We start from the raw sequence: 23,924 nt of genomic DNA on the forward strand, positions 1-23,924 counted from the left end.
GGCTTCACGAGCTGCCCAGCCCCGAAGAGCACCCCCCACAGTCCCACCCAAAGCCCCCACAGCTCAGAGCGCCGACCGCTCCGGCAAGACCCGGCTGATACGCCGCCGTCCTAGCGTCGGACCGGTGAAGATGCGGTGGCAGGTGACACGGTCGCGCGGCACCCTGGTCGCGCTAGGCGCTGTCGTCGCGGTGCTCCTTGCCGCGACCGGGGTGTGGGTCTCCCGCGATGGTCCGACGACCCCCTCGGTGAAGGTCGAGGAGGGCTTTGTCGAGGTGGCCGGCGGGGTGTCGCTGGAGACCAGCCTGTTCCTACCCGAGCGGACCCCTGCGCCCGCCGTGCTGTTGGCGCACGGCTTTGGCGGTGACAAGCACAGCGTGGACACCGATGCGCGGGAGCTGGCCGAGGCCGGGTTCATCGTGCAGACGTACTCCGCTCGGGGGTTCGGGCGCAGCACTGGTCGGATCGGGTTGAACGATCCCGGGGCCGAGGTCGCCGACGCCCGGTACCTCGTCGACCGGCTGGCCGCGCGGCCGGACGTCGTGCTGGACGGGCCCGGTGATCCGCGCATCGCCGTGTCCGGCGCGTCTTACGGTGGTTCTCTGTCCCTGCTGTTGGCGGGCACCGACCGGCGGATCGACGCACTGGTCCCGGTGATCACTTACAACGACCTCGTGCAGGGGCTGTTGCCCAATGCGGCCTCCGAACGGCCGAGTGGGGGCACTACGCCGGCTTCCGGTGCCTTTGCCGCCAACGGGGTGTTCAAGAGTTCCTGGGCCGGGTTCCTCTACTCCATGGGCGTGGACTCCGTGGTGCCCTCCGAGGGCACCACGGAACCGGCGTCGCTCCAGGTCGGTGCCGACCTGGCCGCGGTATGCGGGCGCTTCACCGAGGCGGTCTGCCGGGCCTGGACCGAGCTGGCCACGACCGGGGCGATGGGCGAGGACACCCTGCGCCTGCTGCGCACCCTCTCCCCCGCGTCGGTGACCTCCTCGATCACCGCGCCGACCCTGCTGGTGCAGGGTGAGCAGGACACCCTGTTCGGGCTCGACCAGGCCGACGCCAACGCGCGGCAGATCACGGCTGCCGGCGGTGACGTGCAGGTGGTGTGGTTCGCGGGCGGGCACGACGGGGCGTACCCCGACGAGAAGTTGCGCGCCCGCATCGTCGACTGGCTGGAGTTCCGGCTCATGGGCACGGGCGCCAATCCTTTTGGTGCCTTCGAGTACGACGTGCAGGGTGGGATCACGCCGGAGGGCGCGCCGTCCACCCGGACGGTGCGGGCCGACTCTTACCCGGGGTTGCGCGGCGGTGCCACCGAGCGCCGGCGGCTGGAGCTGGCCGGTGGCGAGCAGGTGGTCATCACGCCGCCCGGTGGGCTGCCCGCCGCGATCAGCGGGATGCCCGCGTTGAACGGCCGGTTGGCGCAGTCGCCCCTGGCGTCGCTGTTCGGCATGGACCTGCCGGGGCAGCAGGCCACCTTCACGTCCGCGCCGCTGGACGGCCAGTTGCTGGCCGCGGGCTCCGCCTCGATCCGGCTGCGGGTCTCGGCCGTGGGGCCGCCCGGTGAGGGCGTGCTGTTCGTCAAGGTCTTCGACCGCGATCCCAACGGCACCCGCGCGCTGCCCGGCAACGCGGTCGCACCGGTCCGGCTGCCACCGCTGCCCGCGGACGGTTCGCCGGTCGAGGTGACCGTATCCCTCGCGGGCATCGTGCGTCCCTTCGACAGCGGTCACGAGCTGCAGGTCTCGGTGGCCACCACCGACCAGACCTACCGCACGCCCACCGTGCCCGCGTCCTACCGGGTGTCGCTGGCAGGGTCGGTGGAGGTGCCGGTGGTGGCGGCCGTGCCGATCGAGTCGTCCGCGCCGGTGGCGCAGTTGCTCGGCATCGCCGGGGTGCTCGGCGCGGCGCTGTTGCTCGCGCTCGTGGTCGGCTTCCGGCGCAGGCGCGTGCAGGACTTCGACCCCGCGCTGGCCGGCACGCCGCTGGTGATCTCCGACCTGTCCAAGTCCTACACGAGCGGCTTCAAGGCCGTCGACGGGCTGTCGTTCCGGGTCGAGCGCGGCCAGGTGCTCGGGCTGCTCGGCCCCAACGGCGCGGGCAAGACGACCACGCTGCGCATGCTGATGGGCCTGATCACGCCGACCGGCGGGACGATCCGGGTGTTCGGCCGCCTGGTGACGCCGGGCGCGCCGGTGCTGGCCCGGATCGGGTCGTTCGTGGAGAGCGCCGGGTTCCTGCCGCACCTGTCCGGCCTGGAGAACCTGCGCGCCCACTGGGCGGCGACCGGCAGGCCCGCCGAGCAGGCGCACCTGGAGGAGGCGCTGGAGATCGCCGGGCTCGGCGACGCGGTGCACCGCCCGGCGCGCACCTACAGCCAGGGCATGCGGCAGCGGCTGGCCATCGCGCAGGCCATGCTGGGCCTGCCGGACCTGCTGGTGCTCGACGAGCCGGCCAACGGGCTGGACCCGCCGCAGATCCACGCGATGCGCGAGGTGCTGCGCCGGTACGCCGCGACCGGCCGGACCGTGCTGGTGTCCTCGCACCTGCTGGCCGAGGTGGAGCAGACCGCGTCGCACGTCGTCGTGGTGCACCACGGCCGGGTGATCGCGTCCGGCGCGGTGGACGAGATCGCCGCGGCGGGCGGTGCGGCGAGCTTCGCGGTCGACCGCCCCGAGGTCGCCGCCCTCGCCCTGGGCGCGATCCCCGGCGTGTCCGACGTGGTCGTCGACGGCGACGAGGTGCACGCGAACCTCAACGGCGTGCCGTGCGGGGACGCGGTGGCCGCGCTGGTGGGCGCGGGCGTCTCGGTCGGGCGGGCCGGTCCCCGGCGCCGGCTGGAAGACGCGTTCCTGCAACTGGTCGGAGAGGGATCATGAGCGAAGTCCTGGACCTCGACGCGGAGCACGGGTTCCGGCCCTCCCGCACGCTCCGGCTCGGCGTGGAGCTGCGCAGGCAGTTGCGCCGCAAGCGGACGAAGCTGCTGCTGGGCCTGGTCGCGCTGCTGCCCGTGGTGCTGGTGGTCGCCTTCGGCGTGGGCGGCGACCCGGACCCGGAGCAGCGCGGCAGCACGTTCGCCGACCTGGCGGTGGTCAGCGCGCCCAACTTCGCGGTGTTCGGCCTGTACGTGGCGGGCTCGTTCCTGCTGCCGCTGGTGGTCGCCTCGTTCTTCGGCGACGCGGTCGCGGGCGAGGCGTCCTGGTCGACGCTGAAGTACCTGCTGGCCATCCCGGTGCCGCGGCCGCGGCTGCTGCGGCAGAAGGCGCTGGCCGCCGGTGTGCTGTCGACGGGCGCGCTGCTGCTGTTCCCGGCGATGTCGCTGCTGGTGGGCGTGGTCCGGTACGGCGCGGGTGACGCGACCAGCCCGGCGGGTGACGCGGTGCCGTTCGGCGAGAGCGTGCTCGCGCTGGCCATCACCGGCGCCTACATCGTGGTGCAACTGGCGTGGATGGCCGGGCTCGCGCTGCTGCTGTCGGTGGTGTTCGACTCGCCGCTGGCGGCCGTGGGCGGCGGGGTGCTGGCGGCGGTGCTGTCGCAGATCCTGGACGCGATCACCGCGCTGGGCGCCGCGCGGGAGTACCTGCCGACGCACTACGCGTTCGCCTGGATCGACGTGTTCTCCGCGTCGGTGGACTGGACGAACATGGCCAACGGCACGCTGCTGTCGCTGGTCTACGCCACCGCGCTCGGCGTGCTGGCGGCCCGCCGGTTCAGCCGCAAGGACATCACCAGCTGACCGGTGCGCCGGGTGTCCCGCGTCCCGGAAGGGGTTCAGGACACCCGGCGCACGGCGTTGGCGGGACCGCGGCGGTGCCACACCAGGCCGCCGCCGTCGTTGTCCTCGGGGCTCGCCACCTCCACCACCCGGCCGAGCAGGATGGTGTGGTCGCCGCCGTCGCGGACGCCGTCCGGGGTGCAGACGATCCGCACCCGCACGTCGGTCAGCTCGGGCGCGGCGCCGTGGCGCACGCGCTGCCCGGAGAAGCGGTCGACCGGCGACGCGAACCGGGTGGCGAGGTCCTGCTGACCCGGTTCGAGCACGTGCAGGCAGAAACCGGCGGCGTTGACCACGAGGTCGTGGCTGTAGTTCGCCCGGTTCAGGCAGACCAGCACCAGCGGCGGTGACGCGGACAGCGAGCACACCGCGTTGACGGTCAGCCCGACCATCGCCCCGTCCGGCCCGTAGCAGGTCAGGACGGTCAGCGGGGCGGGCAGTTGGGCCATGGCCCGGCGGAACGTGGCCGCGTCCACCGAAGGCCGGTGCGAGTGCGCGAAAATCATTTCAGGTTCCACCGGAATCACGCTAACCGCACCCCGTATCAGCCATCTCTCAAAAATTGCGTGAAATATCCCGATAATGATCTGAGACCGAGGTGAGAGCGGCCCTGCATAGCTTCCTGAGCAGGGAGGTGTGCGGCATGACTGTCACACATACCGGCCAGGGGACGGGCTGGTTGCGGTCCGATCGACTGCCGGAGCAGGTGGTCCCCAGCAGCCTTTACGACTCCGCGGGCTGGCTGCGGACGTGGGAGACCAACAGCATCGAGCAACGCACGCGCCACACCTACATCAGCGCGGAGCTGGCCGGCGGGGTGTCGGTCGTGCCGCTCTACGAGACCACCTCGTCGCCGTTCTGGCACGGCTACGAGGTCCAGTGCGACCTGGTCGGCCGGTTCGGCAACCCCATCGTGTTCGCGGGGTCGCCCTACTCCATGTACACCAAGCGCGGTCACGTCCCCGCCGAGCTGGTCCGGGGCGCGCACGCGACCGCCATGGAGTGGATCGGGACCGGTGACGCCGAGGTGCTCGTCGTGCCCAACCTGACCGGCGAGGGCGTCGAGGACTGGCTGCGGGTGGCCGGCCCGCCCGTCGGCCGGGTGCTGCTGGAGCGCACCTACAGCGTCGACGTGGTCGGCAGCTTCGAGGAGCACCTGGTGGCCAGGCTCCCGAACAAGATCAAGCGGGACGTGGAGCGGCGGCTGCGCCGGTCCGAGGAGCGCGGGCTGACCGTGCGCATGGTCGAGGGGCCGGAGGCGCACTCGCTGGTCCGCCACGCCTACCCGCTCACCGTGGACACCAGCGACAAGAACGACTGGCCCGCGCTGTTCAGCGAGGACTCGCTGAACTCCATGCTGACCGTGCCCGGCGGCATGATGCTCGCCGCCGAGGTCGACGGCCGGCTGGTCGGCGCCTTCTTCGCGTTCCGCCACGGCGACGAGGTCACCTACATGTGCGGCGGCGTCGAGTACGCGGGCCTCAAGGAGCTGAGCACGTACATCGCCCTGATGTACCGCGGCACGCAGTGGGCCTACGACAACGGCATGCGCCGGATCGAGTGGGGCCGCGACAACTACAGGTTCAAGGAGAAGCACGGATTGACCGGCACCGACCTCTGGGCGCTCGTGTACGCCCCGCACCCGCGACCCGACCTGGCCGCGGCGCTCGAAGGCATGCACGGCGTGCTGTCCGCCTACATCGAGGGCACCTGATGGGGCCGGGCCAGCGCCGCGCCGCGCTGCTGCTGATCGCCGTGATCAGCGTCAACGCGTCGTACACCGTGCTGATCCCCTTCGTACCCGACCTGGAGGAACGGGTGGGCGCGGGGCCCACCGTCATCGCGCTGATGTTCGCGCTGTTCGCGGCGACCAAGACGCTCTTCCAGCCGGTCGGCGGCTGGTGGGTCGACCGGTGGGACGCCAAGAACGTCGCCTTCGTGTCGCTGCTGATCGCCGCCGCGGGCATCGTGGTCACCGCGTTCGCCGGCGACTCGGCGACGATGCTCGCCGGGCGGGCGCTGTGGGGCGTGGGCGAAGGGCTCGTGTCCCCCGCGCTCTACGCGGGCATGGCGTCGCTGTGCAGGCACTACGAGATCTCGACCAGCCGGATGATGGGCAACTTCGGCTCCGCCGCGGTGGCCGGGTTCCTGCTCGGGCCGCTGATCGCGGGCGTGGCCACGCCGCTGGGCCTGGAGGCGTTGTTCGTGCTGGGCGCCGCGATCACCGCGGCCACGGCGTTCGGCCTGCTCAAGGCCATCCCGGCGGCCCGGCCCGACCCGGTCGCGGCGGAGCCGGAACCGACCGGGTCGGCGGGCGGGCCGGTCGCGGACGCCTCGGCGAAGCCCGCGCGCAGCTGGTGGACGTGGGTGCTCGTGCTGGGCGGGCTGGACATGTTCACCGCCTTCATCTACTCCTCGCTCGAACCCGTGCTGCCGCTGTACCTGAGCACGGAGCAGGACAGCTCGGCCCGGTCCGCCATCTCCGTCGTGTTCGTCGCGGGCCTGGCCACCTCCGGGCTGGCCATGTGGGTGCTCGGCCGCTACGCCGAGCGGCTGCGGCTCGTCACCATGATCCGGATCGGCCTCGCGCTCGCCGGCGTCGGCCTCGCCGGGATCACGATCAACGCGGGCGTGCTGCCGGTCGCGGCGTGCTTCGTGGTGTTCATGGGCGGCTACGCGGCGCTGTTCCTGAGCGCGCGGCGCGGCATCGTCGAGCTGAAGTCGGCGGCGGGCAGCCAGGGCAAGGCATTCGGGGTGTTCGGGTTCATCTCGGACGTCGGCAACATCGTCGGTCCCCTCGTCGGCGTCGTGCTGTACGAGACGACCGGCCGGATGTCGTTCGTGCTGCTGGGCGCGATGAGCGGCCTCCTGCTCGCCGTGCTGGCCCTCGCGGCGGGGCGCTTCCCGCCGGGCGGCAGGCGGGGGGCGACCGCCGGGCCCGAGCTGGTACCGACCGCGAACGCCGTGGCGGGAGAAGCGAAAGACAGGAGACAACCAACACCATGACGACCCCTCCCTACCGACTCTGCGAAGCCCACGTCGGCTCCCACCCGTCCGCGGTCAGGCTGCTGCCCACGTTCGACCTCCAGCGGCTGCTCGCGGACCTCAAGACGCTCGACGGCCACCAGTGGGCGTTGCAGCAGACGTTCGAGACCGACGGCCCGGCCGAGGAGGCCGACTTCGACTGGCGCGCGCTGCCGCTGCGCAGCCCGACGGGCAGCGAGCTGCGCACCGACCCCGGCGGCGCGGGCCTGGACGACTTCGCCGACACCAAGTGGCTGGCCGAGGCCCCCTACCTGGCCGAGGTCCTGGCGTCGATCCCGGCGCCGCTGCGCTGCGTGCGGCTGCTGGCGCTGGGCCCGGGCGCCCAGAGCGAGCTGCACTTCGACACCAAGATCGGTTTCCCGTGGGGCAACCTGCGCCTGCACGTGCCGCTGGTCACCAACCCCGGCGCCACCCTGCTGATGGACGGCGACGTGCACGTGTGGGAGCCGGGCACGTTCTGGTTCGGCGACTTCTGCCGGCTGCACCAGGTGGAGAACACCGGCACCCGCAAGCGGGTCCACATGGTCATCGACACCACGCTCACCCCCGAGGTGCTGTCGCTGTTCCCGGCGGAGTTCCTGGAGGCGCTCGACGCCGACGAGGTGCTGTTCAACCGCCCCGCGGTGCCCTGCGACGACCTGGCCCGCCACCAGTGCGAGTTCGAGGTCCCGCTGTCCTTCCTGGACTTCGAGGAGGCGGAGGGCGAGTTCACCAAGCCCCAGGAGCACCTGCCGGCGAGCGTGCGCATCGACGGCGACCGGCTCGTGCTCGCCGTCTCGGGCGAGCCGCGGTTCGGCCTGGTCCACGTGGGCGACGGCGAGTTCCGCTTCTCCGGCTGGACCGACGAGCGCACCGTGCAGGTCCTGCCGGGCGGCGACCGCGCGACCGTGGTCCTGCGCACCCGCCAGGGCACGCGGGAGCAGCGCCTGGACGTGCCCGCGGTGGTCGGCGCCCCCGCGGTCTGACGCCACCCCACCCCTCGACCCCCACCGGGCGGCCACGAGCCGCCCGGTGGGACCCGCATGTCTAGGAGGCACGCATGGAGGTCGCGGTCGCGCTCGGCCTGAGGGCCGGCCTGATCACCGTCGACGAGGCGCTGGCCGGCGACTGGCGCGGCACGCCCGGCCTGGACCTGGTCAAGGTCGTGGACCCGCCGCCGGTGTCCTGGGCGCCGCTGACCGCCGCCGGCTTCCGCGTGCAGCCGGCGTGGATCACCTGGACCGCCCCGGTCGGCCCGTCCGAGGCGGAGTTCCTGACCCGGCTGCCCCGCAAGGAGCGCTACCACGTGCGCGCGGGCCAGAAGGCCGCCGCCGAGCAGGGCGTCCGGCTCAAGGTGGTCACGCCGCTGGACGCGCCGTCCTTCGACGAGTTCCTGGGCCTGTACGAACCACAGGTCGCGGCCATGCGGCACGGCGTGCCGTACGCCAGCATGGAGCGCGACGAGATCCTGGACCAGGGCGAGGACTACTTCGCGGTGCAGGCGTACGCGCCCGACGGGCTGGTCGGCTCGTGCGTGTGCCGCATCCGCCGGGACATCTCCACGGTGGTGATCCGGTTCGCCACCACGGCGCCGGGCGGCCGGCAGCAGGGCCTGGTGCGCGCGCTCTACATGCGCGTGTTCGAGGCGGCGCGGGAGATGGGCCACCGGGAGATCTCGCTGGGGTCCGACCCCGCCCTGTACGGCCACATGACCAAGCCGGGCCTGTTCGCGTTCAAGAGCGGTCTGCGCTTCACCCCGGTGCCCTCCAGGCTGTTCGGCTCGATGGACGACCCGGACGAGGCGACCCGCGTGGTGAGCCTGGAGCGGCTGACCGACCCGTCGTTGATGATCTCCTACCAGGTCGACGCGAACACCCGGGTGATCACCGCGGACACGCCGCTGCGCCTGGACTCGGTGACCGCCGACCCGACCGTCGAGCGGTCCGCCTACGACGCGCCGTTCGCCGTGGACACCGGCGTCATCCTGGTCCCCTGAAACGGGTGCGGGCCTTCCCCGTGCAGGGGGAAGGCCCGCGCGACCGCCTACCTCAACGACCGCACCGCCTGGTCGACCCACCTGGACTGCACGGCGACCGAGGTGAACGCCGCGTACCGCTTGCCGGGCACGTCGGAGAACAGCGACACCACGCCGACCTGCCGGTACCCGCCGTGCTCGGCCCGGACCAGCAGCGGGCCGCCCGAGTCGCCGTAGTTCACCACCGGCCCGCCCGCGGCGCAGATCGACGTGGGGCCGTAGGACGGCGGGTTCCACATGACGTCGGTCCCGCACGCGCCGTCCCGGTCGACGACCAGCCCGGCCGCCCGCAGCGAGTCGGGCGCGGTGCCGTAGCCGGGCGGCGCGTCCGTGTACCCCCACCCGGCGGTCACCACCCGCTCCCCCGGCCGCGGTTCGCGGTGCGCGAGCCGGACCGTTGGCGAGTGCTGGCGGGACGCCAGCCGGACGACGGCGATGTCGGCCCGGTTGTCGACCGACAGGTCGAACTCGGCGGGCACGCGGTGCGCGACGACCGGCACCGGGCGGGCCCGGTCCCAGCGGTCGGTGTCGGTGCCGACCACGGCCACCAGGCCGCCCTCGGGTATCCCGGCGACGCAGTGGGCGGCGGTCAGCACCACGTCGGGGGCGATCAGCGTGCCACCGCAGAAGTGCTCCGCGGGCGCCTCGGCGAACCTCAGCGAGACCATGAAGCGGAAGTGCTGGAACGGCGCGTCGTACCCGTCGTGGATGGCCTGGGCGGGTGGCGCGAGCAGGCCGCAGGCGAGGGCGGCGGCAGCCACCACCGCCGACGAGCGGCGGACGAGTGAACGCATCAAGACCTCCCGGTCGTGTGGGCAGGGCGGGCGCGCGTCGGACCGCCGGTTCCCGGCGGTGATCGCGCGCGTACCCACCACGGTCGCGTTGAGCGGTCTCCCGGGGCTCTCAGGGCTTGGCGCCGGCTCCCGGGGCGTTCGACGACCCGCCCGGAATGCGAAAAAAGGAGCCCACCGGCTCCTTCCCACTCTCAACTTATAGCGCACGGGGGATCTTGCGGCAAGCCCCCGGTCGTGCCGCACACTTCCCGCTCGAAGCCAAGACCTGCGAAAACATGGAGTCGCGTAGTGCGCGTGTTGTTGTCGACGTACGGGTCCCGCGGTGACGTCGAACCGCTGGTGGCGCTCGCGGTGCGGTTGCGGGCGCTGGACGCGGAGGTGCGGGTCTGCGCGCCGCCGGACGAGGAGTTCGGGCAGCGGCTGGCCGGTGTCGGCGTGCCGCTGGTGCCGGTCGGCCCGTCGGCACGCGCCCTGGCCACCTCGGCACCGCCGCCGACGTCCCTGCCCGAGCGCGCGGCCATGCTGATCGCCTCGCAGTTCGAGGCGATCCCCCCGGCGGCCGAGGGGTGCGACGCGGTGGTGGCGACCGGCGCGCTGCCGGCCGCGGCGGGAGCCCGGTCGGTGGCCGAGCTGCTGGGCATCCCCTCGGTGTCGGTGACCTTCCAGCAGCTCACCCTGCCGTCGCCGCACCACGCGCCGCTGGCGTACCCGGGTCGCCCCCTCCCGCCCGGGGTGACCGACAACCGGGCGCTGTGGGACCTGGACGCGCGGTACGTCAACGAGCTGTTCGGCGAGGCGCTGAACGCGAACCGGGCGTCGGTCGGCCTGCCGCCGGTGGCGGACGTCCGCGACCACGTCGTCGGCGACCGGCCGTGGCTGGCGACGGACCCGGCGCTGGACCCGTGGCGGGGACCGGCGGACTTCGAGGTCGTGCAGACCGGCGCCTGGGTCCTGCCCGACGAACGGCCCCTGCCGGTGGAGCTGGAGGCTTTCCTGGACGACGGCGCGCCGCCGGTGTACGTGGGCTTCGGCAGCATGAGGGTGCGGGAGGGCGTCGCCGACGCGGTCGTCTCGGCGGTCCGGGCGCGGGGGTACCGCGTGGTCGTGGCCCGGGGCTGGGCGGACCTGGGCGAGGACCTGGACGGCTGCTTCGTCGTGGGCGAGGTCAACCACCAGGCGCTGTTCCGCCGGGTGGCCGCCGTCGTGCACCACGGTGGCGCGGGCACGACGACGACCGCCGCGCGGGCCGGTGCGCCGCAGGTGGTGGTGCCGCAGCTCGCGGACCAGCCGTACTGGGCGGGTCGGGTGGCCGGGCTGGGCATCGGCGCGGCGCACGACGGGCCGGTGCCGACCGCCGGGTCGCTGTCGGCCGCGCTCGACACCGCCCTGGCCCCGGGGACCCGGGCGCGGGCGGCCGCCGTGGCCGGTGAGCTCCGGGGGGATGGGGCGGAGGTGGCGGCGGAGCTGCTGGTCGACCTGGTCGGCCGGGAGGGGTCCGCGGTGTCCACCCGCGACTGAACGCCGCGGGCCCGGGTGCCGCTGCTGGGCGTGCGCTGCGGCAGGGACAATTCCGCTGTGCGGATCGGCATCCTGGGGCCCCTGGAGGTGCGCGCCGACGACGGCGCGCCGGTCGCCGTCGGCGGTCCCCGGCCCCGCGCCCTGCTGGTGCTGCTCGCCCTGAACGCCAACCGCGTGGTCGGGACCGACTCGATCGTCGCGGCCCAGTACGGCGACACCCCGCCCGCCGACGCGGCCGGTGCCGTGCAGGCCCACGTGTCCCGCCTGCGCAGGGCCGTGGGCGGGGTGGTGTTCGAGGGCGGCGGCTACCGGCTGGTCGTCGACCCCGACGACGTGGACGCGCTCCGCTTCGAGCGACTGGCCGCCGACGGCCGCCGGCTGCTCGCGGCCGGTGCGCACGACCGGGCCGTGGGCGTGCTGCGGGAGGCGGTCGACCTGTGGCGCGGTCCCGCGCTGGTCGACCTGCCGCACGGCGCCGCCCGGGCCGCCCGGCTGGAGGAGCTGCGGCTCACCGCCCTGGAGGATTTGCACGACGCCGAGTCGGCGTTGCCGGGTGGCGCGCCGGTCGCGGAGCTGCGGGCGCTGGTCGCCGCCCACCCGCTGCGGGAGCGGCTGCGCGGCCTGCTGATGCGGGCGCTGCACGCGGCCGGTCGGCAGGCCGAGGCGCTGGCGGAGTTCTCCGACGTCCGCCGGTTGCTCGCGGACGAGCTGGGCGCCGACCCCTCGCCCGAGCTGTCCGCCGTCCACCTCGCGGTCCTGCGGGCCGACCAGGCGCCCCGCCCGGCCCGGCCGCCCGCCCAGCTGACCAGCTTCGTCGGCCGCGCGGCCGAGCTGGACCGGCTCGCCGGGCTGCGGGACCGGCGGTTGGTGACGATCGTCGGTCCCGGTGGTACGGGCAAGACCCGGCTGGCCGTCGAGGCGGTGGACGAGGCGTGCTTCGTCGACCTGTCCCCCGTCGACGACGGCGCCCTCGTGCCGCACGCGCTGCTCGGCGCGCTCGGCCTGCGGGAGACCGGGTTCGCGCCGACCGCCGGCGACCCGGTCCGGCGGCTCGTCGCCGCGCTCGACCGGCCCGCCCTGCTGGTGCTCGACAACTGCGAGCGGGTCGGTGGCGCGGTCGCCGCGCTGGTCCGGGTGCTGCTGGCCGAGTGCCCGGCGCTGACCGTGCTCGCCACGAGCCGGGAACCGCTCGGCCTCACCGGCGAGGTGCTGCTCCCCCTCGCCCCGCTCGACGACCCGGCGGACGCGGTGCGCCTGTTCGCCGACCGCGCCGCCGCCGTCCGCCCCGGCTTCGCGGTCACGGCGGACGACCGCGAGGCCGTAGCCGCGATCTGCGCGGCGGTCGACGGGCTGCCGCTCGCCATCGAGCTGGCCGCGGCGCGGCTGCGCCAGTTCACGGTGGGCGAGCTGGCCGCGCGACTGGCCGAGCACGGTCCGTTCCGGCTGCTCTCGCGCGGCGACCGCACCGCGGCCGCCCGGCACCGGACGCTGCGCGCCGTCGTCGCGTGGAGCTGGGACCTGCTCACCCCGGGCGAGCGGTCGGCCGCGGCCCGGTTCTCGGTGTTCGCGGGCGGCGCCCCACCGGCCGCGGCCGAGGCGGTGTGCGGGACCGAGGACGTGCTCGCCGACCTGGTCGACCGGTCGCTGCTCCTCGTCGACGGCCACCGCTACCGGATGCTCGACACGATCCGGTTGTTCTGCGCCGAACACCTGGAGGACGCCGACGACGCGCGCCGCGCGCACGCCCGGTACCACCTGGCGCTCGCCCGGCGGGCCGACCCGCACCTGCGGCGCGCGGAGCAGCTCGACTGGCTCGCGGTGCTCGGGGCCGAGCACGAGAACCTGGTGGCCGCGCTGCGCTGGTCCGTCGACGCCGACCCGGCGACCGGGTACCGGCTGGTGGCGGCGCTGACCGCGTACTGGTGGCTGTCCGGTCGGCACGGCCAGGCGCGCGAGGCGGCCGCCGCGCTGCTCGACCGGGACGTGCCGCCGGGGTGCGACGAGGAGTACGTGGCCTGCGTGGTGCACGCGGCCCCGGCGGAGGCGGCGCACTGGGTGCGGGCGGGCGAGGTCGTGCGCGGGCTCACCGGGCCGGTGCGGTACCCGTTCGTGATCGCGCTGTGGGGCATGACCACCGGTCCCCGGCGGTCGGGGGGTCCGCTGCTCGACGCCGACCCGTGGAACGCGGCACTCGGCCGGTTGAGCCTGGCGATCCTGCGGGTGCTGGACGGGGAGCCCGGTCGCGGTGAGGAGGAGTTGCGGGAGGTGCTGGCGGTGTTCCGCGGGCTCGGTGAGCGCTGGGGCGCGGCGCAGGCGCTCGACTGGCTCGGCGAGGTGGCCGGCTGGCGCGGTGAGTGGGGGCGGGCCGGGGAGCTGTGGGCGGAGTCGCTGGCGCACTACGAGCGGTTCGGTGCGCTGGAGGAGTGCGTCGACGTGCTGTGCCGGCGGGCGGACTGCCTGGTGCGGCAGGGAGACGTGGCGGGTGCCGGGGCGGATCTCCGGCGGGCGGGTGAGCTGGACCGGTTGGCCGGGCGGGCGGAGTCGCCGGGGGTGCTGCTGGGGCGGGCCGTTGCCGGTGGGCCGGAGCTGTGCTCGCGGGTTCTGGCCGTGGCGCGGGAGGACTTCGGCGGGACGCCGTGGCGGGTGCGCGCCCTGACCGCGTTGGGGCGGCACGAGGAGGCCGTCGCGGTGGCCCGGGGGTACCCGATGGTCGCGCCGTTGGCGGGGGCGGTGGAGGGGTTGGCCGGGGTGGTGGCGGCGGAGCGGGCAGCGTTCCTGCTGGGGACGGCGGTGGCGTTGCGGGGCATGGCGGTGGCGGGCGATCCGGTGGCGTCGGCCGCGGCGGCCAGGGCGACCGCGGCCCTGGGACCGGCCGCTTTCGCCGCGGCCTACGCCGATGGGGCTCGGCAGAGCCGTGAACAGGCGCTGGCCGCGCTCGGTTGATCGGTACCGCCACCACCACAGCCCGGCTCACCGCCACTCGGTGACGGTGACCTCGTCGCCGACAGCGATCTCCCCGGTCCCGAACACCGCCGCCTTCAACCCGAAGCTGACGCCCTCGGTCTCGCGGCGGTAGTCGGCCAGGGTGCGCAGCGGCTCGGGGCCGACGCGCACCCCGGTCACCTGGTCGACGAGCGTGACCGCGCAGCGGATGGCCGGCTCGCCGAAACCGATCTCGACGTCACCGACCGCCATCCGCGCCACCCGGTCCTCGGTGTGCGGCTCCGACCAGCCGCCGACCACGATGTTGGGCCGGAACCGGTCCATCGGCACCCGGGCGGCCCCCCGCTCCGCGATCCGCGCGTTCAGGTCGTCCAGCGTGGACAGCGACAGCACGTGCAGGGCGGTCGGGTCGATCCCGCTGCGGGCCCGGTTCTCCCGGGCCGGCTCGCGCACCAGGCGCACCGGCGTGCCGATCGCCTCCGACAGCCACTCGGCCGCCTCGTCGCCCTGGTCGACGCCGGCCCCCGGCCACTTCTCCACCTCGACCGGCCGGGCCGCCCCGTCCACCACCACGTCCACCACCAGCCCGCCCGCACCGGGTGCGCTCAGCTCCAGCTTCGCGCCGTCGTGCAGGACCCGGGCCCGGACCGCGGCCAGTTTCGGCGCCTCGCCCTGCCAGACGATCCCGCCGTCCGGCCCGACCGGCGCGAACAGCCGGTCGTGGAGCAGCCCGGTCGGGGTGACCTCGGCCCGTTCCACGGCGACGCCGGCGCAGCCCTTGATCGGGTAGAACGTCAGCGCGTGAACGGTTGCCATGCGGCCAAAATACCGCCACCACCGACACCCCTGTCAGCCACTTGTCAGCGGGGTGTCGGCCGCCCCGGCGAACCTCCCCGCCGTGAAGAACACCACCATGAAGAACACCACCGTCCTCATCTCCGGCGCCGGCATCGCCGGCCCGGCCCTGGCCCTCTGGCTGACCCGCTACGGCGCCACCACCACCATCGTCGAGAAGGCACCCGCCCCCCGCACCACCGGCCAAGCCGTCGACTTCAAGGGCGCCACCCACCGCACCGTCCTGACCAGGATGGGCATCCTCGACGACGTCCACCTCCGCCGGACCGGCGGCACCGACCAGACCGTCGTCGACGCGAACGGCCGCCCCCTCACCGTGATCCCCGGCGCGTTCACCGGTGGCGACGTCGAGATCCGCCGCGGCGACCTGGTCGAACTCCTGCACGACCGCACCCGGCAGGGCTGCGAGTACGTCTTCGGCGACTGGATCACCTCCCTCACCGACACCCCCGGCGGCGTGCACGTCACCTTCGCCCACGGCGCCCCGCGCACGTTCGACCTGGTCGTCGGCGCCGACGGCATCCACTCGAACGTCCGCCGCCTCGCGTTCGGCCCGGAGGAGGACCACGTCCGCTTCCTCGGCCACCACTACGCCCTGGCCGACCTGGACGTGGCGGGCGAGCACCTGGTCTACAACGAACCGGGCCGCATGGTCGCGCTCGGCGGTCCGAAGGCGCAGGCGTTCTTCGTCTTCGCCTCGCCCGAACCGCACCCCCACCGCGCCGACGTGACTACGCAGAAGGAACTGCTGGTCAACGCCTACCGGGGCGGCGGCTGGCGCATCCCGGAGATCCTGGCCGCGGTGCCGGCCGTGACGGGCTTCCACCTGGACTCGATCAGCCGCGTCGACCTGGACGACTACGCGCGGGGCCGCGTGGTGCTGCTGGGCGACGCCGCGTACGGCAACACCCTCGGCGGCTTCGGCACCGGTTTGGCGATCGTCGGCGCCCACGTGCTGGCCGGCGAGCTGCGCCGCGCCGACGGCGACCACACGACCGCGTTCCGCCGCTACACCGAGCTGTTCCGCGGCTACGCGGCGGTCGCGAAGAAGGGCAACGCCGGGCCGTTCCTCGCCCCCCGCACCGGGCTCGGCATCCGGTTGCGCAACCTGGTCTTCGAGCACAGCGCGCTGTTCGGCGCGATGATGCGGTTCACCGACCGGTTCGCCACCCGCATCGACCTGCCGGAGTACTGACCGGCGACCGCTGGTGCGCGACGCGCCCCGGTGGTGTGATGGGACCACCGCGGCGATGGGGGGCGCATGGCAGGCGAGGGGAACCTCCCGGACGTGTGGTCGGTGTCCGACGTGGAGCGGTTGGCCGCCGCGCGCCTGGCACCGCAGGTGCGGGACTACATCGCGGGCGGCAGCGGTGAGGAGGTCACCGTGGCCGCCAACCGGGCCGCGCTCGACCGGGTGGCCGTGGTGCCGCGCGCGTTGGTGGACGTCTCGGCCTGCGACACCGGGTGCGAGCTGTTCGGCGCGCGGTCGTCGTTGCCGGTCGCGGTGGCGCCGATGGCCTACCAGAAGCTGATCCACCCCGGCGGTGAACGGGCCGCGGCGAGGGCGGCCGGGTCGGCCGGCGTCCCCTACGTCATCAGCACCCTCAGCTCCGAACCGATCGACGCGGTGGCCGGCGCGGCCGGCGCGACGTGGTTCCAGCTGTACTGGCTGCGGGACCGCCGCACGGTCGTCGACCTGCTGCGCCGCGCCGAGGACGCGGGCTGCCGGGCCGTCGTGCTCACCGTGGACGTGCCCCTGCTCGGCCGGCGGCTGCGCGACCTGCGCAACGGCTTCGCCCTGCCCCCGGGCATCCGACCGGTCAACGTCGACGGCGACGTCGGCGAGCACGTGCCGGGCGACTCGGTGCTGGCCCGGCACACCGCGGCCGTGTTCGACCCGTCGCTGAGCTGGCGCGACCTGGACTGGCTGCGGGAGCACACCTCGCTCCCCGTCGTCCTCAAGGGCGTCCTCGACGCCGAGGACGCCGACCAGGCCGTCGACCGCGGCGTGGACGGCATCGTCGTCTCCAACCACGGTGGCCGGCAGCTCGACGGCGCCGTTCCCGCCGTCACCGCCCTGCCCGAGGTCGTGGCCGCGGTCGACGGCCGGTGCCCGGTGCTGCTGGACAGCGGCGTGCGCACCGGCGCGGACGTGCTGCGCGCCCTCGCCCTCGGCGCCACGGCCGTGCTGGTCGGCAGGCCCGTGCTGTGGGGGCTGGGCGCGGGCGGCGAGCGGGGCGTGGCAACGGTGCTGGACCTGCTCCGCGAGGAGCTGGAAACCGCGCTGCGCCTGGCCGGCTGCCCCGACCTCGCCTCGGCGCGCCGCCTCAGGACCAGGGGTTGAACCAGGACCTCAGGTAGTCGGCCGCCTCGCGCTGCGCCCGGTGGGCCGCGTCGAGCGCGCCGGTCATGGCGAAGAAGCCGTGCACCATGCCCGGGTAGCGGGACGCGACCACGGGCACGCCGGCCTCGCGCAGGCGTTCGGCGTACTGCTCGCCCTCGTCCCGCAGCGGGTCGTGCTCGGCGGTGATCACGAGCGCCGGCGGCAGCCCGCTCAGATCCTCGGCCAGCAGCGGTGACACCAGGGGGTTGCGACCGTCCTCCGGGTCGGCCAGGTAGTGGGCCCAGTACCAGGCCACCGACCGGTTGTTGAACAGCGCCGGGTCGTCATTGGCGCGCATCGACCCGGTCTCGCCCCGGTAGTCGGTGTTGGGGTAGACCAGCACCTGGGCGACGAGCGCCGGCCCGCCGCGCTCGCGGGCCAGCAGGGTGACCGCGGCGGCCAGGTTGCCGCCCGCGCTGTCACCGGCGATCGCGAGCCGGCCGGGGTCGACGCCCAGCTCCGCGGCGTTCGCCGCGATCCAGGACACCGCCGCGTAGCAGTCGTGGACGGCGGCCGGGAACCGGTGCTCGGGCGCCAGGCGGTAGCCGACGGTGATCACCTGGCACGGCACGGCGTTGGCCAGCGCGCGGCAGATGCCGTCGGAGGTGTCGACGCTGCCCAGCGCCCAGCCGCCGCCGAAGAGGTAGACCAGGGTGGGCAGCGGGTCGGTGCCGTCGGTGGGGCGGTAGACGCGGACCGGCAGGTCGCCGTCCGGGCCGGGGACGTGGCGGTCGGTGACGTGGCGCACCGGCTCGCCCGTGCCGGCCGCGGCCCGGACGGCCGCGAGGTCGGCGGCCCGCGCCTCCTCCACGGACAGCGTGTAGAGCGGCGGCGTGCCTGCGGCGATCACGCGCTCGCGCATCGCGCGCACCTGGGGGTCGAGCGGCATGTCCGCCTCCATAGTCAGTGCCTCAACACCTTCTGCACCGCGGTCGCCAGCTGGAGGCGGTCGGGTTGCACGGCCCGGTCGAGCGCCGGGGCGAACGGGACCACCGCGCCGTCCGGCCTGGTCACCCTGGCCGGCGGGGCGAGCAGGGTGAACCGCTCGGCCGCGGTGGCCAGCACCTCGGCGCCGATGCCGCACGTGCGGTTCGAGTCGTCCACCACGACCAGGCGACCGGTCTTCGCCACCGAGGCGGCCAGGCCCTCCCAGTCGAACGGGTACACCGTGCGCGGGTCGAACACCTCGACCGAGACGTCGTCGGCCAGCTCGTCGGCGACCGCGAGCGCGTCGTGCACCAGGTGCCCGACCGCCACCACCGTGACGTCCTCCCCCGCCCGGTGCACCCGGCCGACGCCGAGCGGCACCGGGCCGAGTTCGGCGTGGTCGACGTCGACGCGCACGCCGAGCGCCGCCGCCGGCGCGAACACCACCACCGGGTCGTCGTCCCGGATCGCGGTGACCAGCAGGCCGTAGGCGTCCGCGGGCGTGGCCGGCACCGCGGTCTTGACCCCGGCGTGGGCGAACAGGCTGTACGGGTGGTCCGAGTGCTGCCCGGCCCAGCCGGTCCGCGAGCCCGAGCCGGTCACCAGGTAGGTCACCGGCACGCGGGCCTGGCCGCCGGTCATCAGGGAGAACTTGTGCGCCTGGTTGACGATCTGCTCGAACACCAGGAACAGCAGCGACGGGACCTGGAACTCGACCACCGGCCGCAGGCCGGCCAGCGCGGCGCCGGTGGCGAAGCCGGTGAACGCCTGCTCCGACAGCGGCGCGTCCAGCACCCGGTCGGGCCCGAACCGGCCGACCAGGCCCGCGGTCACGTGCGACACGGCCACCCGGACGTCCTCGCCGAGCACGAACACCGCCGGGTCGCGGGCCAGCTCGTCGCCCAGCGCCCGGTTGAGCGCCTTCTGGTAGGACAGCCACGGCATCAGCAACCACTCCCCGGCCGGGGGCGGGTCCCGTCGGCGTACAGGTGCTCCAGGGCGTCGGCCGGGTCCGGGTGCGGGCTGCCCAACGCGAAAGCCACCGCGGCATCCAATGTGGACTCGATTTCGGCGTCGACCAGGGTGCGGTCCGCACCGGTCAACCGGGAACCCTGGATCTCCACCGGGTCCCGCGACCGTCCACTGCGGACCTCCTCGTCGTCGCGGTAGCGGACCCGGGCCCGGTGCTCCCAGGTGTGGTGCGCGTCGAACCGGTAGGTCAGGCACTCCAGCAGCGACGGCCCGCCGCCGGCGCGGGCGCGGTCCACCGCGGTCCGCGCCGCCCCCAGCACGGCCACCGGGTCCATCCCGTCCACCGTCACCGACGGCACGCCGAACGCCTCGCCCCGACCGGGGATCGTGCCGGCCACCGCGTCGGCGACGGGCAGGGTCGTGGCGTACCCGTTGTTCTCGCAGACGAACAGCACCGGCAGCCGCCACAGCGCGGCGAGGTTCAGCGACTCCAGCAGCACGCCCTGGTTGACCGCGCCGTCGCCGAAGAAGCTCACCGCCACCCGGTCGGCGCCCGCCCGCTTGGCCGCCCACGCCGCGCCGACGGTGATCGGCGCGTTCGCCCCGACGATCGCGTTCGCGCCGAGGATGCCCAGCCGGAAGTCCGCGGCGTGCATCGACCCGCCGCGGCCCCGGTTCAGCCCGGTGGCGCGACCGGCCAGCTCCGCGAGCACCCGGGCCGGGTCGGCGCCCTTGGCGAGCACGTGCCCGTGCCCGCGGTGGGTGCTGGTGATCACGTCGTCGGCGCGCAGCGCGGCGCACACCCCGGCGGCGACGGCCTCCTGCCCGGTGCAGGGGTGGATGCCGCCGACGATGTCGCCGGTGCGCACCAGCTCGACCGCCCGCTCCTCGAACCGGCGGATCAGCCGCACCACCCGGTAGAGGCCGACGTGGCCGTCCGGCCCGTGGGTGCCCGCCATGCGCCGCGTCCCGCCGGCCGTCAGGAGCGCCACAGGGTGGGGCAGAACTCCGGGTCGGCGTAGTCCGGCCTGCCGTCCGGGGTGCGGCGCACCAGGGAGTCGTGGTTGTAGAAGGCCAGGCTGCCGTCGGACAGCGGGAACTCGCGGTAGGCGTTGTCGCCGTCCTGGAGGTGCAGGGAGATGGCCTGGCGCGGCCGGTCCGCGCGGTTGGGCCCGCTGCCGTGGTAGGTGCGGCAGTGGTGGAAGCTCATGTGCCCCTTCGGGATGACCATGGGCACCCTGGTGACCTCGGCGCCGTTGTGCGCGGCGTTGGCGGCCAGCAGGTCGTCGAGGTGCCCGGGTTCGCGGTCGGCGAAGTGCCGGGTGGTGCTGTCGTCGCCGCCGACCTCCTCCCACCGGTGGCTGCCGTCGACCATGGTGATGGTGCCCAGCCGCTCGTCGCAGTCGTGGAACGGGATGAACGCGGTGAGCATCCGCTCCGAGGACGACGACGACCAGTAGTGCTTGTCGAAGTGCCAGGGCACCACGTTGGACGGTTCGTCGGCCACCGGCGGCTTGAGGATCAGGGTCGACTGGAACACCCGGATCTCCGCGGCCCGCGCCAACCGCGCGGCCACCGCGCCGATCAGCGGCTTGAGCAGCACCTTGGCGATCGCGTCGCTCTCGTAGTGCACGTAGTCGTTGTGGCGCTGCACCTCGCCGTGGGACGGCTCCCAGTAGGCCAGCCGCGGCGGGCGCGCCGGCAGCAGGCGGCTGCGCTCGCCCTCGTAGTACCGCTCGGCCGCCGCGGTCAGCTCGTCGACCTCGTCGTCGGAGAGCAGCTTCCCGGACAGGTACCAGCCGTGCTCGGCGAAGAACCGCACGTCGTCGTCGGTCGGCAGCAGGGCCCGCTCCTGCTCGGTCAGCGTGAACCGGTTCACCCTGGTCACTTCCCCTTCCCCACGGCCGCCCGGTCCGCCAGCTCGCCGCGCTTGGCCTCGTACAACGCCTTGATGTTCCCGCTGCCGAAGGTCAGCGCGCCCCGCCGCTCGATGATCTCCAGGAAGAGCGTGCGGCGGACGTGCATGGACTCGGTGAAGATCTGGAGCAGCTGCCCCCAGTGGTCCCGGTCGACCAGCACGCCGAGCCGGCGCAGCTCGTCCACCGGCGCGTCCAGGTGCCCGACCCGCTCCTCCAGGGAGTCGTAGTAGCCCGCCGGCGTGCCGAGGAACCGGACGCCGTGGTCGGCCAGCGTGGTGACCGCCTTGACGATGTCGTCGGTGCCGAACGCGACGTGCTGCACGCCGGCGCCGGCGTGCCAGGTCAGGAAGTTGTCGATCTGGCCCGGCTGGCGCTCGGGGTCCGGTTCGATCAGGGTGAAGGTGACGTGCCCCGACGGGCTCTGCACCACCTTGGAGTCCATGCCCTGGCCGCCGACCTCCACGTACTCCTCGAAGATCTGCTCGAACCCGAACACGTCCACGTAGTACCGGGCGGTCGGGGCGAGACCGCCCGCGGGCACGCAGATCGCGATGTGGTCGATGGTGCGCAGCAGTTTGCCGTCGCCGTGCGGGTCGGGCTCGGTGACCTCGATCGCGCCGGGCAGGAACTCGCGCCCCGGGCCGTGCCGCTCCACCAGCCGGTGCGTCACGTCGGAGAAGCCGGAGACCTCGGCGACCACGACCCGCTGGTCGTCGTCGCCGAATTGGGCGGGCGGCGCCACGGCCTCGGCGCCGCGCCCGACCAGGGTGCGGTAGGCGGCCGCGGCGTCGTCCACGCCGATGCCGATCACCGCCACGCCGTCGCCGTGCCTGCGCACGTACTCGGTCGCGGGGTGGTCGGCGACCAGCCCGGAGGTCAGCACGACCTGGATGCCGCCCTGCCGCAGCAGCAGGGAGCGGCGGCCGGGCAGGCCGGTCTCGGGGCCGCCCTGCCCGCAGACCTTGAAGCCGAACGCGGTGCAGAGGTAGAACGCCGTCTGCCGCGCGTCGCCGACGTACAGTTCGATGTGGTCGATGCCGGAGATGTCCATCAGGTCGTCCCGATCGCTTCCCGCAGCACGTCGGCGGCCCCGGACACGGTGGTCATCCGGCCGTACTGGTCCTCGTCCAGTTCCACGCGCACGCCGTAGCGCTGCTCGACCTGGTGCACGAGCCAGGCCAGCTCCATCGACTCGATCCGCTCGGGCACGTCGTCCGCCGACCTGCCGTCCAGGCCGGCCAGGATGGCCACGATGTCGTCCCGACCGGGCGTCCCGCCCTGGCCCATACCGCCACCCCGTTCCTCTTCGGCGGGTTCCGCCCTCATCGCGAGATCACTTCCCCTCCCGCGCGGCCCGGCGCAGCACCGTGGGGTCGCGGACGAGCTTCCCGGTGGTGGTGCGGGGCATCGCGGGCAGCACGTGCAGCCGGCGCGGTCGCTTGTAGGCGGCCAGCCGCTCGGTCAGGCCGGCCTCGACGGTCGCCGCGGTGGCGGGCTCGGCCAGCTCCGCGTACGCGGTGACCACCTCGTCGTGCAGCACGACCGCGGCCACCACGCCCGGCAGGCCGCCCAGCGTGGCCTCGACCTCCGTCAGGTCGACCTTCAGGCCGCCGACCGAGATCTGGGAGTCCAGCCGCCCCTTGACGGTGACCAGCCCGGTGCTCGGGTCGACCGCGCCCGCGTCCCGGGTGTGCAGCCAGCCGTCGGCCCACCGGGTCGGGTCGGCCAGGCCGACGTAGGGCGACTCGGGCCGGCTCACCAGCAGCTCGCCACCGCGCTCGACGACCTCCAGGCCGGGCGCTGGGGTGAGCGCGGGCCGGTGCTCGCCGAACAGGTCGGTGGCGATCACGCCGACCTCGGTCATGCCCCACATGTTCCCCAGCGGCACGCGGTACTTCCCGGTGAACGCGGCCGCGGTCGCGGCGGGCACCAGCTCGCCGCCGGTGGTCATCCGCTTGAGCTGCGGCAGCGCGGGCGGGTCCACGACGGACGCGAGCAGGCCGATGTGGAACGGCACGCCCAGCACGGTCGCCGGGGTGGCCTCGGCCGCCACCGCCTCCAGCACGCTGTCCCCGGTGAGCCGTTCCGGCGGCCGGACCTGCACGCCGGCGTGCAGCCCGTACAGCAGGGCGCCGACGAGCCCGAGCACGTGCACCATCGAGGCCAGCACGACGATCCGCTCACCGGGCAGCGGCACGCCGTCGATCCGGGTGTACCGGTCGATCTCGGCGACCAGGTCGGCGGCGGTGCGACCGATCACCTTGGACGGTCCGGTCGAGCCGGAGCTGAGCTGGATCACCGCGTGCGGCGTCGCCGCCGGGCGACCCGGGTGCGGCGCAACGGTTTCCTCGACCTCGGCGAAGGCCCGCAGGGGGTTGCTGCGGACCCGTCCGGGCGCGACCACCACCTGCGGTGCCAGCCGCTCCAGCGCGAGGTCGACCTCGTACGGGGTGAGGCGGTGGTCGAGCAGGACCACCTGGGCGCCCGCGCGCCACCCGGCGAGCAGGTTCGCCACGTACGCCAGGGAGGGCGGCAGCCGCAGCGCCAGGGAGCCGCCGGGGCGCAGGCCCGCGGCGGTCAACCGCTCCTGCCGCTCGGCCACCATCGACCGCAACGCGCGCCGGTCGACCGGTCCGCCGGCGTGCAGGCACACGTCCCCGTCCGCACCGCGGAGCAGGACCTCGTCCACCCATTCCGGACCCGCGACCGCTCCGCCGGTCGCCGCCAGGCCAGTGGTCATCAGCACTCCCGCCCGGTTCCGCGCCTGGAGAAATACG

General features: G+C 74.3%; 20 protein-coding genes. 10 read left to right on the plus strand and 10 right to left on the minus strand.

Features of this window, described 5'->3' with window-relative positions; genetic code table 11:
* Positions 1-130: 130 nt before the first annotated feature.
* Together EKG83_RS30940 and EKG83_RS30945 are read left to right on the plus strand one after the other, a co-directional pair.
* On the plus strand, positions 131-2,881 hold the full coding sequence (locus tag EKG83_RS30940) for an alpha/beta fold hydrolase (RefSeq protein ID WP_033432127.1): 2,751 nt from the start codon (positions 131-133) through the stop codon (positions 2,879-2,881).
* Positions 2,878-3,738, plus strand: a complete 861-nt coding sequence (locus EKG83_RS30945) for an ABC transporter permease (protein ID WP_051766189.1) — start codon at positions 2,878-2,880, stop codon at positions 3,736-3,738. The genes EKG83_RS30940 and EKG83_RS30945 overlap by 4 nt, the downstream gene beginning before the upstream one ends.
* A gap of 35 nt (positions 3,739-3,773) precedes the next feature.
* Here the strand turns inward: EKG83_RS30945 and EKG83_RS30950 are convergent, their stop codons facing one another.
* Positions 3,774-4,283 carry a flavin reductase family protein gene (locus EKG83_RS30950; protein ID WP_033432050.1) on the minus strand — a complete coding sequence of 170 codons (510 nt, stop codon included), beginning with the start codon at positions 4,281-4,283 and terminating at the stop codon, positions 3,774-3,776.
* A gap of 137 nt (positions 4,284-4,420) precedes the next feature.
* On the opposite strand from EKG83_RS30950, the gene EKG83_RS30955 reads away from it, so the two are divergent.
* The 4 genes from EKG83_RS30955 (at position 4,421) to EKG83_RS30970 (ending at position 8,797) form a co-directional block, all read left to right on the plus strand.
* A complete protein-coding gene (locus EKG83_RS30955) occupies positions 4,421-5,491 on the plus strand; it encodes a GNAT family N-acetyltransferase (RefSeq protein WP_033432051.1) in 1,071 nt (356 codons plus the stop codon).
* Positions 5,491-6,783: an MFS transporter gene (locus EKG83_RS30960; protein WP_051766190.1), complete on the plus strand. Its 1,293-nt coding sequence runs from the start codon at positions 5,491-5,493 to the stop codon at positions 6,781-6,783. Before EKG83_RS30955 ends, EKG83_RS30960 begins: the two co-directional genes overlap by 1 nt.
* On the plus strand, positions 6,780-7,787 hold the full coding sequence (locus EKG83_RS30965) for an aspartyl/asparaginyl beta-hydroxylase domain-containing protein (RefSeq protein ID WP_051766191.1): 1,008 nt from the start codon (positions 6,780-6,782) through the stop codon (positions 7,785-7,787). The genes EKG83_RS30960 and EKG83_RS30965 overlap by 4 nt, the downstream gene beginning before the upstream one ends.
* A 74-nt stretch (positions 7,788-7,861) precedes the next feature.
* Positions 7,862-8,797, plus strand: a complete 936-nt coding sequence (locus EKG83_RS30970; RefSeq protein WP_051766192.1) for a GNAT family N-acetyltransferase — start codon at positions 7,862-7,864, stop codon at positions 8,795-8,797.
* 47 nt (positions 8,798-8,844) lie between these two features.
* Here the strand turns inward: EKG83_RS30970 and EKG83_RS30975 are convergent, their stop codons facing one another.
* On the minus strand, positions 8,845-9,630 hold the full coding sequence (locus tag EKG83_RS30975; protein WP_153278559.1) for a S1 family peptidase: 786 nt from the start codon (positions 9,628-9,630) through the stop codon (positions 8,845-8,847).
* A 288-nt stretch (positions 9,631-9,918) separates the two neighbouring features.
* Here EKG83_RS30975 and EKG83_RS30980 point away from each other — a divergent pair, with 288 nt between their 5' ends.
* Entirely contained in the window at positions 9,919-11,148 is a 1,230-nt protein-coding gene (locus tag EKG83_RS30980) for a glycosyltransferase (RefSeq protein WP_033432053.1), read from the plus strand.
* A gap of 57 nt (positions 11,149-11,205) precedes the next feature.
* Positions 11,206-14,091 carry an ATP-binding protein gene (locus EKG83_RS49220; RefSeq protein WP_033432054.1) on the plus strand — a complete coding sequence of 962 codons (2,886 nt, stop codon included), beginning with the start codon at positions 11,206-11,208 and terminating at the stop codon, positions 14,089-14,091.
* Positions 14,092-14,118: 27 nt separating this feature from the next.
* On the opposite strand, the gene EKG83_RS30990 is transcribed toward EKG83_RS49220, so the two are convergent.
* Entirely contained in the window at positions 14,119-14,907 is a 789-nt protein-coding gene (locus tag EKG83_RS30990) for an MOSC domain-containing protein (RefSeq protein ID WP_033432055.1), read from the minus strand.
* A gap of 97 nt (positions 14,908-15,004) precedes the next feature.
* Here EKG83_RS30990 and EKG83_RS30995 point away from each other — a divergent pair, with 97 nt between their 5' ends.
* Both EKG83_RS30995 and EKG83_RS31000 read left to right on the plus strand, forming a co-directional pair.
* A complete protein-coding gene (locus EKG83_RS30995; protein ID WP_033432132.1) occupies positions 15,005-16,141 on the plus strand; it encodes an FAD-dependent monooxygenase in 1,137 nt (378 codons plus the stop codon).
* 66 nt (positions 16,142-16,207) lie between these two features.
* Entirely contained in the window at positions 16,208-17,290 is a 1,083-nt protein-coding gene (locus EKG83_RS31000; protein WP_033432056.1) for an alpha-hydroxy acid oxidase, read from the plus strand.
* On the opposite strand, the gene EKG83_RS31005 is transcribed toward EKG83_RS31000, so the two are convergent.
* From EKG83_RS31005 to EKG83_RS31035, 7 genes are read right to left on the minus strand one after another with little or no spacing between them, the layout of a single operon-like run.
* Positions 17,274-18,218, minus strand: coding sequence for an alpha/beta hydrolase (locus EKG83_RS31005; RefSeq protein ID WP_033432133.1), 945 nt, complete (start codon positions 18,216-18,218; stop codon positions 17,274-17,276). The two genes, EKG83_RS31000 and EKG83_RS31005, sit on opposite strands and share 17 nt — an antisense overlap.
* 14 nt (positions 18,219-18,232) lie before the next feature.
* Positions 18,233-19,201, minus strand: a complete 969-nt coding sequence (locus EKG83_RS31010; protein WP_033432057.1) for an alpha-ketoacid dehydrogenase subunit beta — start codon at positions 19,199-19,201, stop codon at positions 18,233-18,235.
* Positions 19,201-20,187, minus strand: coding sequence for a thiamine pyrophosphate-dependent dehydrogenase E1 component subunit alpha (locus EKG83_RS31015; protein ID WP_033432134.1), 987 nt, complete (start codon positions 20,185-20,187; stop codon positions 19,201-19,203). The genes EKG83_RS31010 and EKG83_RS31015 overlap by 1 nt, the downstream gene beginning before the upstream one ends.
* A gap of 20 nt (positions 20,188-20,207) precedes the next feature.
* Complete coding sequence (locus EKG83_RS31020) at positions 20,208-21,116, minus strand: phytanoyl-CoA dioxygenase family protein (RefSeq protein WP_033432058.1); 909 nt, start codon at positions 21,114-21,116, stop codon at positions 20,208-20,210.
* On the minus strand, positions 21,113-22,198 hold the full coding sequence (gene hppD, locus EKG83_RS31025) for a 4-hydroxyphenylpyruvate dioxygenase (RefSeq protein ID WP_033432059.1): 1,086 nt from the start codon (positions 22,196-22,198) through the stop codon (positions 21,113-21,115). Before hppD ends, EKG83_RS31020 begins: the two co-directional genes overlap by 4 nt.
* The gene (locus EKG83_RS31030) at positions 22,198-22,473 is read right to left on the minus strand and encodes a hypothetical protein (RefSeq protein WP_228122283.1); all 276 of its coding nucleotides are present in this window, start codon (positions 22,471-22,473) and stop codon (positions 22,198-22,200) included. Before EKG83_RS31030 ends, hppD begins: the two co-directional genes overlap by 1 nt.
* A gap of 7 nt (positions 22,474-22,480) precedes the next feature.
* On the minus strand, positions 22,481-23,887 hold the full coding sequence (locus tag EKG83_RS31035) for a class I adenylate-forming enzyme family protein (protein ID WP_051766209.1): 1,407 nt from the start codon (positions 23,885-23,887) through the stop codon (positions 22,481-22,483).
* Between the last annotated feature and the right edge of the window lie 37 nt (positions 23,888-23,924).

This window comes from Saccharothrix syringae (assembly GCF_009498035.1).
In the GTDB taxonomy this organism is placed as follows: domain Bacteria; phylum Actinomycetota; class Actinomycetes; order Mycobacteriales; family Pseudonocardiaceae; genus Actinosynnema; species Actinosynnema syringae.

Coding starts and splice junctions, on each gene's coding strand:
- EKG83_RS30990 (WP_033432055.1), bottom strand. CDS start 14,907: ATGGCAACCGTTCACGCGCTGACGTTCTACCCGATCAAGGGCTGCGCC.
- EKG83_RS31035 (WP_051766209.1), bottom strand. CDS start 23,887: ATGACCACTGGCCTGGCGGCGACCGGCGGAGCGGTCGCGGGTCCGGAA.
- EKG83_RS31005 (WP_033432133.1), bottom strand. CDS start 18,218: ATGCCGCTCGACCCCCAGGTGCGCGCGATGCGCGAGCGCGTGATCGCC.
- EKG83_RS30945 (WP_051766189.1), top strand. CDS start 2,878: ATGAGCGAAGTCCTGGACCTCGACGCGGAGCACGGGTTCCGGCCCTCC.
- EKG83_RS31010 (WP_033432057.1), bottom strand. CDS start 19,201: ATGCCGTGGCTGTCCTACCAGAAGGCGCTCAACCGGGCGCTGGGCGAC.
- EKG83_RS30940 (WP_033432127.1), top strand. CDS start 131: ATGCGGTGGCAGGTGACACGGTCGCGCGGCACCCTGGTCGCGCTAGGC.
- EKG83_RS30955 (WP_033432051.1), top strand. CDS start 4,421: ATGACTGTCACACATACCGGCCAGGGGACGGGCTGGTTGCGGTCCGAT.
- EKG83_RS30970 (WP_051766192.1), top strand. CDS start 7,862: ATGGAGGTCGCGGTCGCGCTCGGCCTGAGGGCCGGCCTGATCACCGTC.
- EKG83_RS30995 (WP_033432132.1), top strand. CDS start 15,005: ATGAAGAACACCACCGTCCTCATCTCCGGCGCCGGCATCGCCGGCCCG.
- EKG83_RS30975 (WP_153278559.1), bottom strand. CDS start 9,630: ATGCGTTCACTCGTCCGCCGCTCGTCGGCGGTGGTGGCTGCCGCCGCC.
- EKG83_RS30950 (WP_033432050.1), bottom strand. CDS start 4,283: ATGATTTTCGCGCACTCGCACCGGCCTTCGGTGGACGCGGCCACGTTC.
- EKG83_RS30965 (WP_051766191.1), top strand. CDS start 6,780: ATGACGACCCCTCCCTACCGACTCTGCGAAGCCCACGTCGGCTCCCAC.
- EKG83_RS30960 (WP_051766190.1), top strand. CDS start 5,491: ATGGGGCCGGGCCAGCGCCGCGCCGCGCTGCTGCTGATCGCCGTGATC.
- EKG83_RS31000 (WP_033432056.1), top strand. CDS start 16,208: ATGGCAGGCGAGGGGAACCTCCCGGACGTGTGGTCGGTGTCCGACGTG.
- EKG83_RS31030 (WP_228122283.1), bottom strand. CDS start 22,473: ATGAGGGCGGAACCCGCCGAAGAGGAACGGGGTGGCGGTATGGGCCAG.
- EKG83_RS31015 (WP_033432134.1), bottom strand. CDS start 20,187: ATGGCGGGCACCCACGGGCCGGACGGCCACGTCGGCCTCTACCGGGTG.
- hppD (WP_033432059.1), bottom strand. CDS start 22,198: ATGGACATCTCCGGCATCGACCACATCGAACTGTACGTCGGCGACGCG.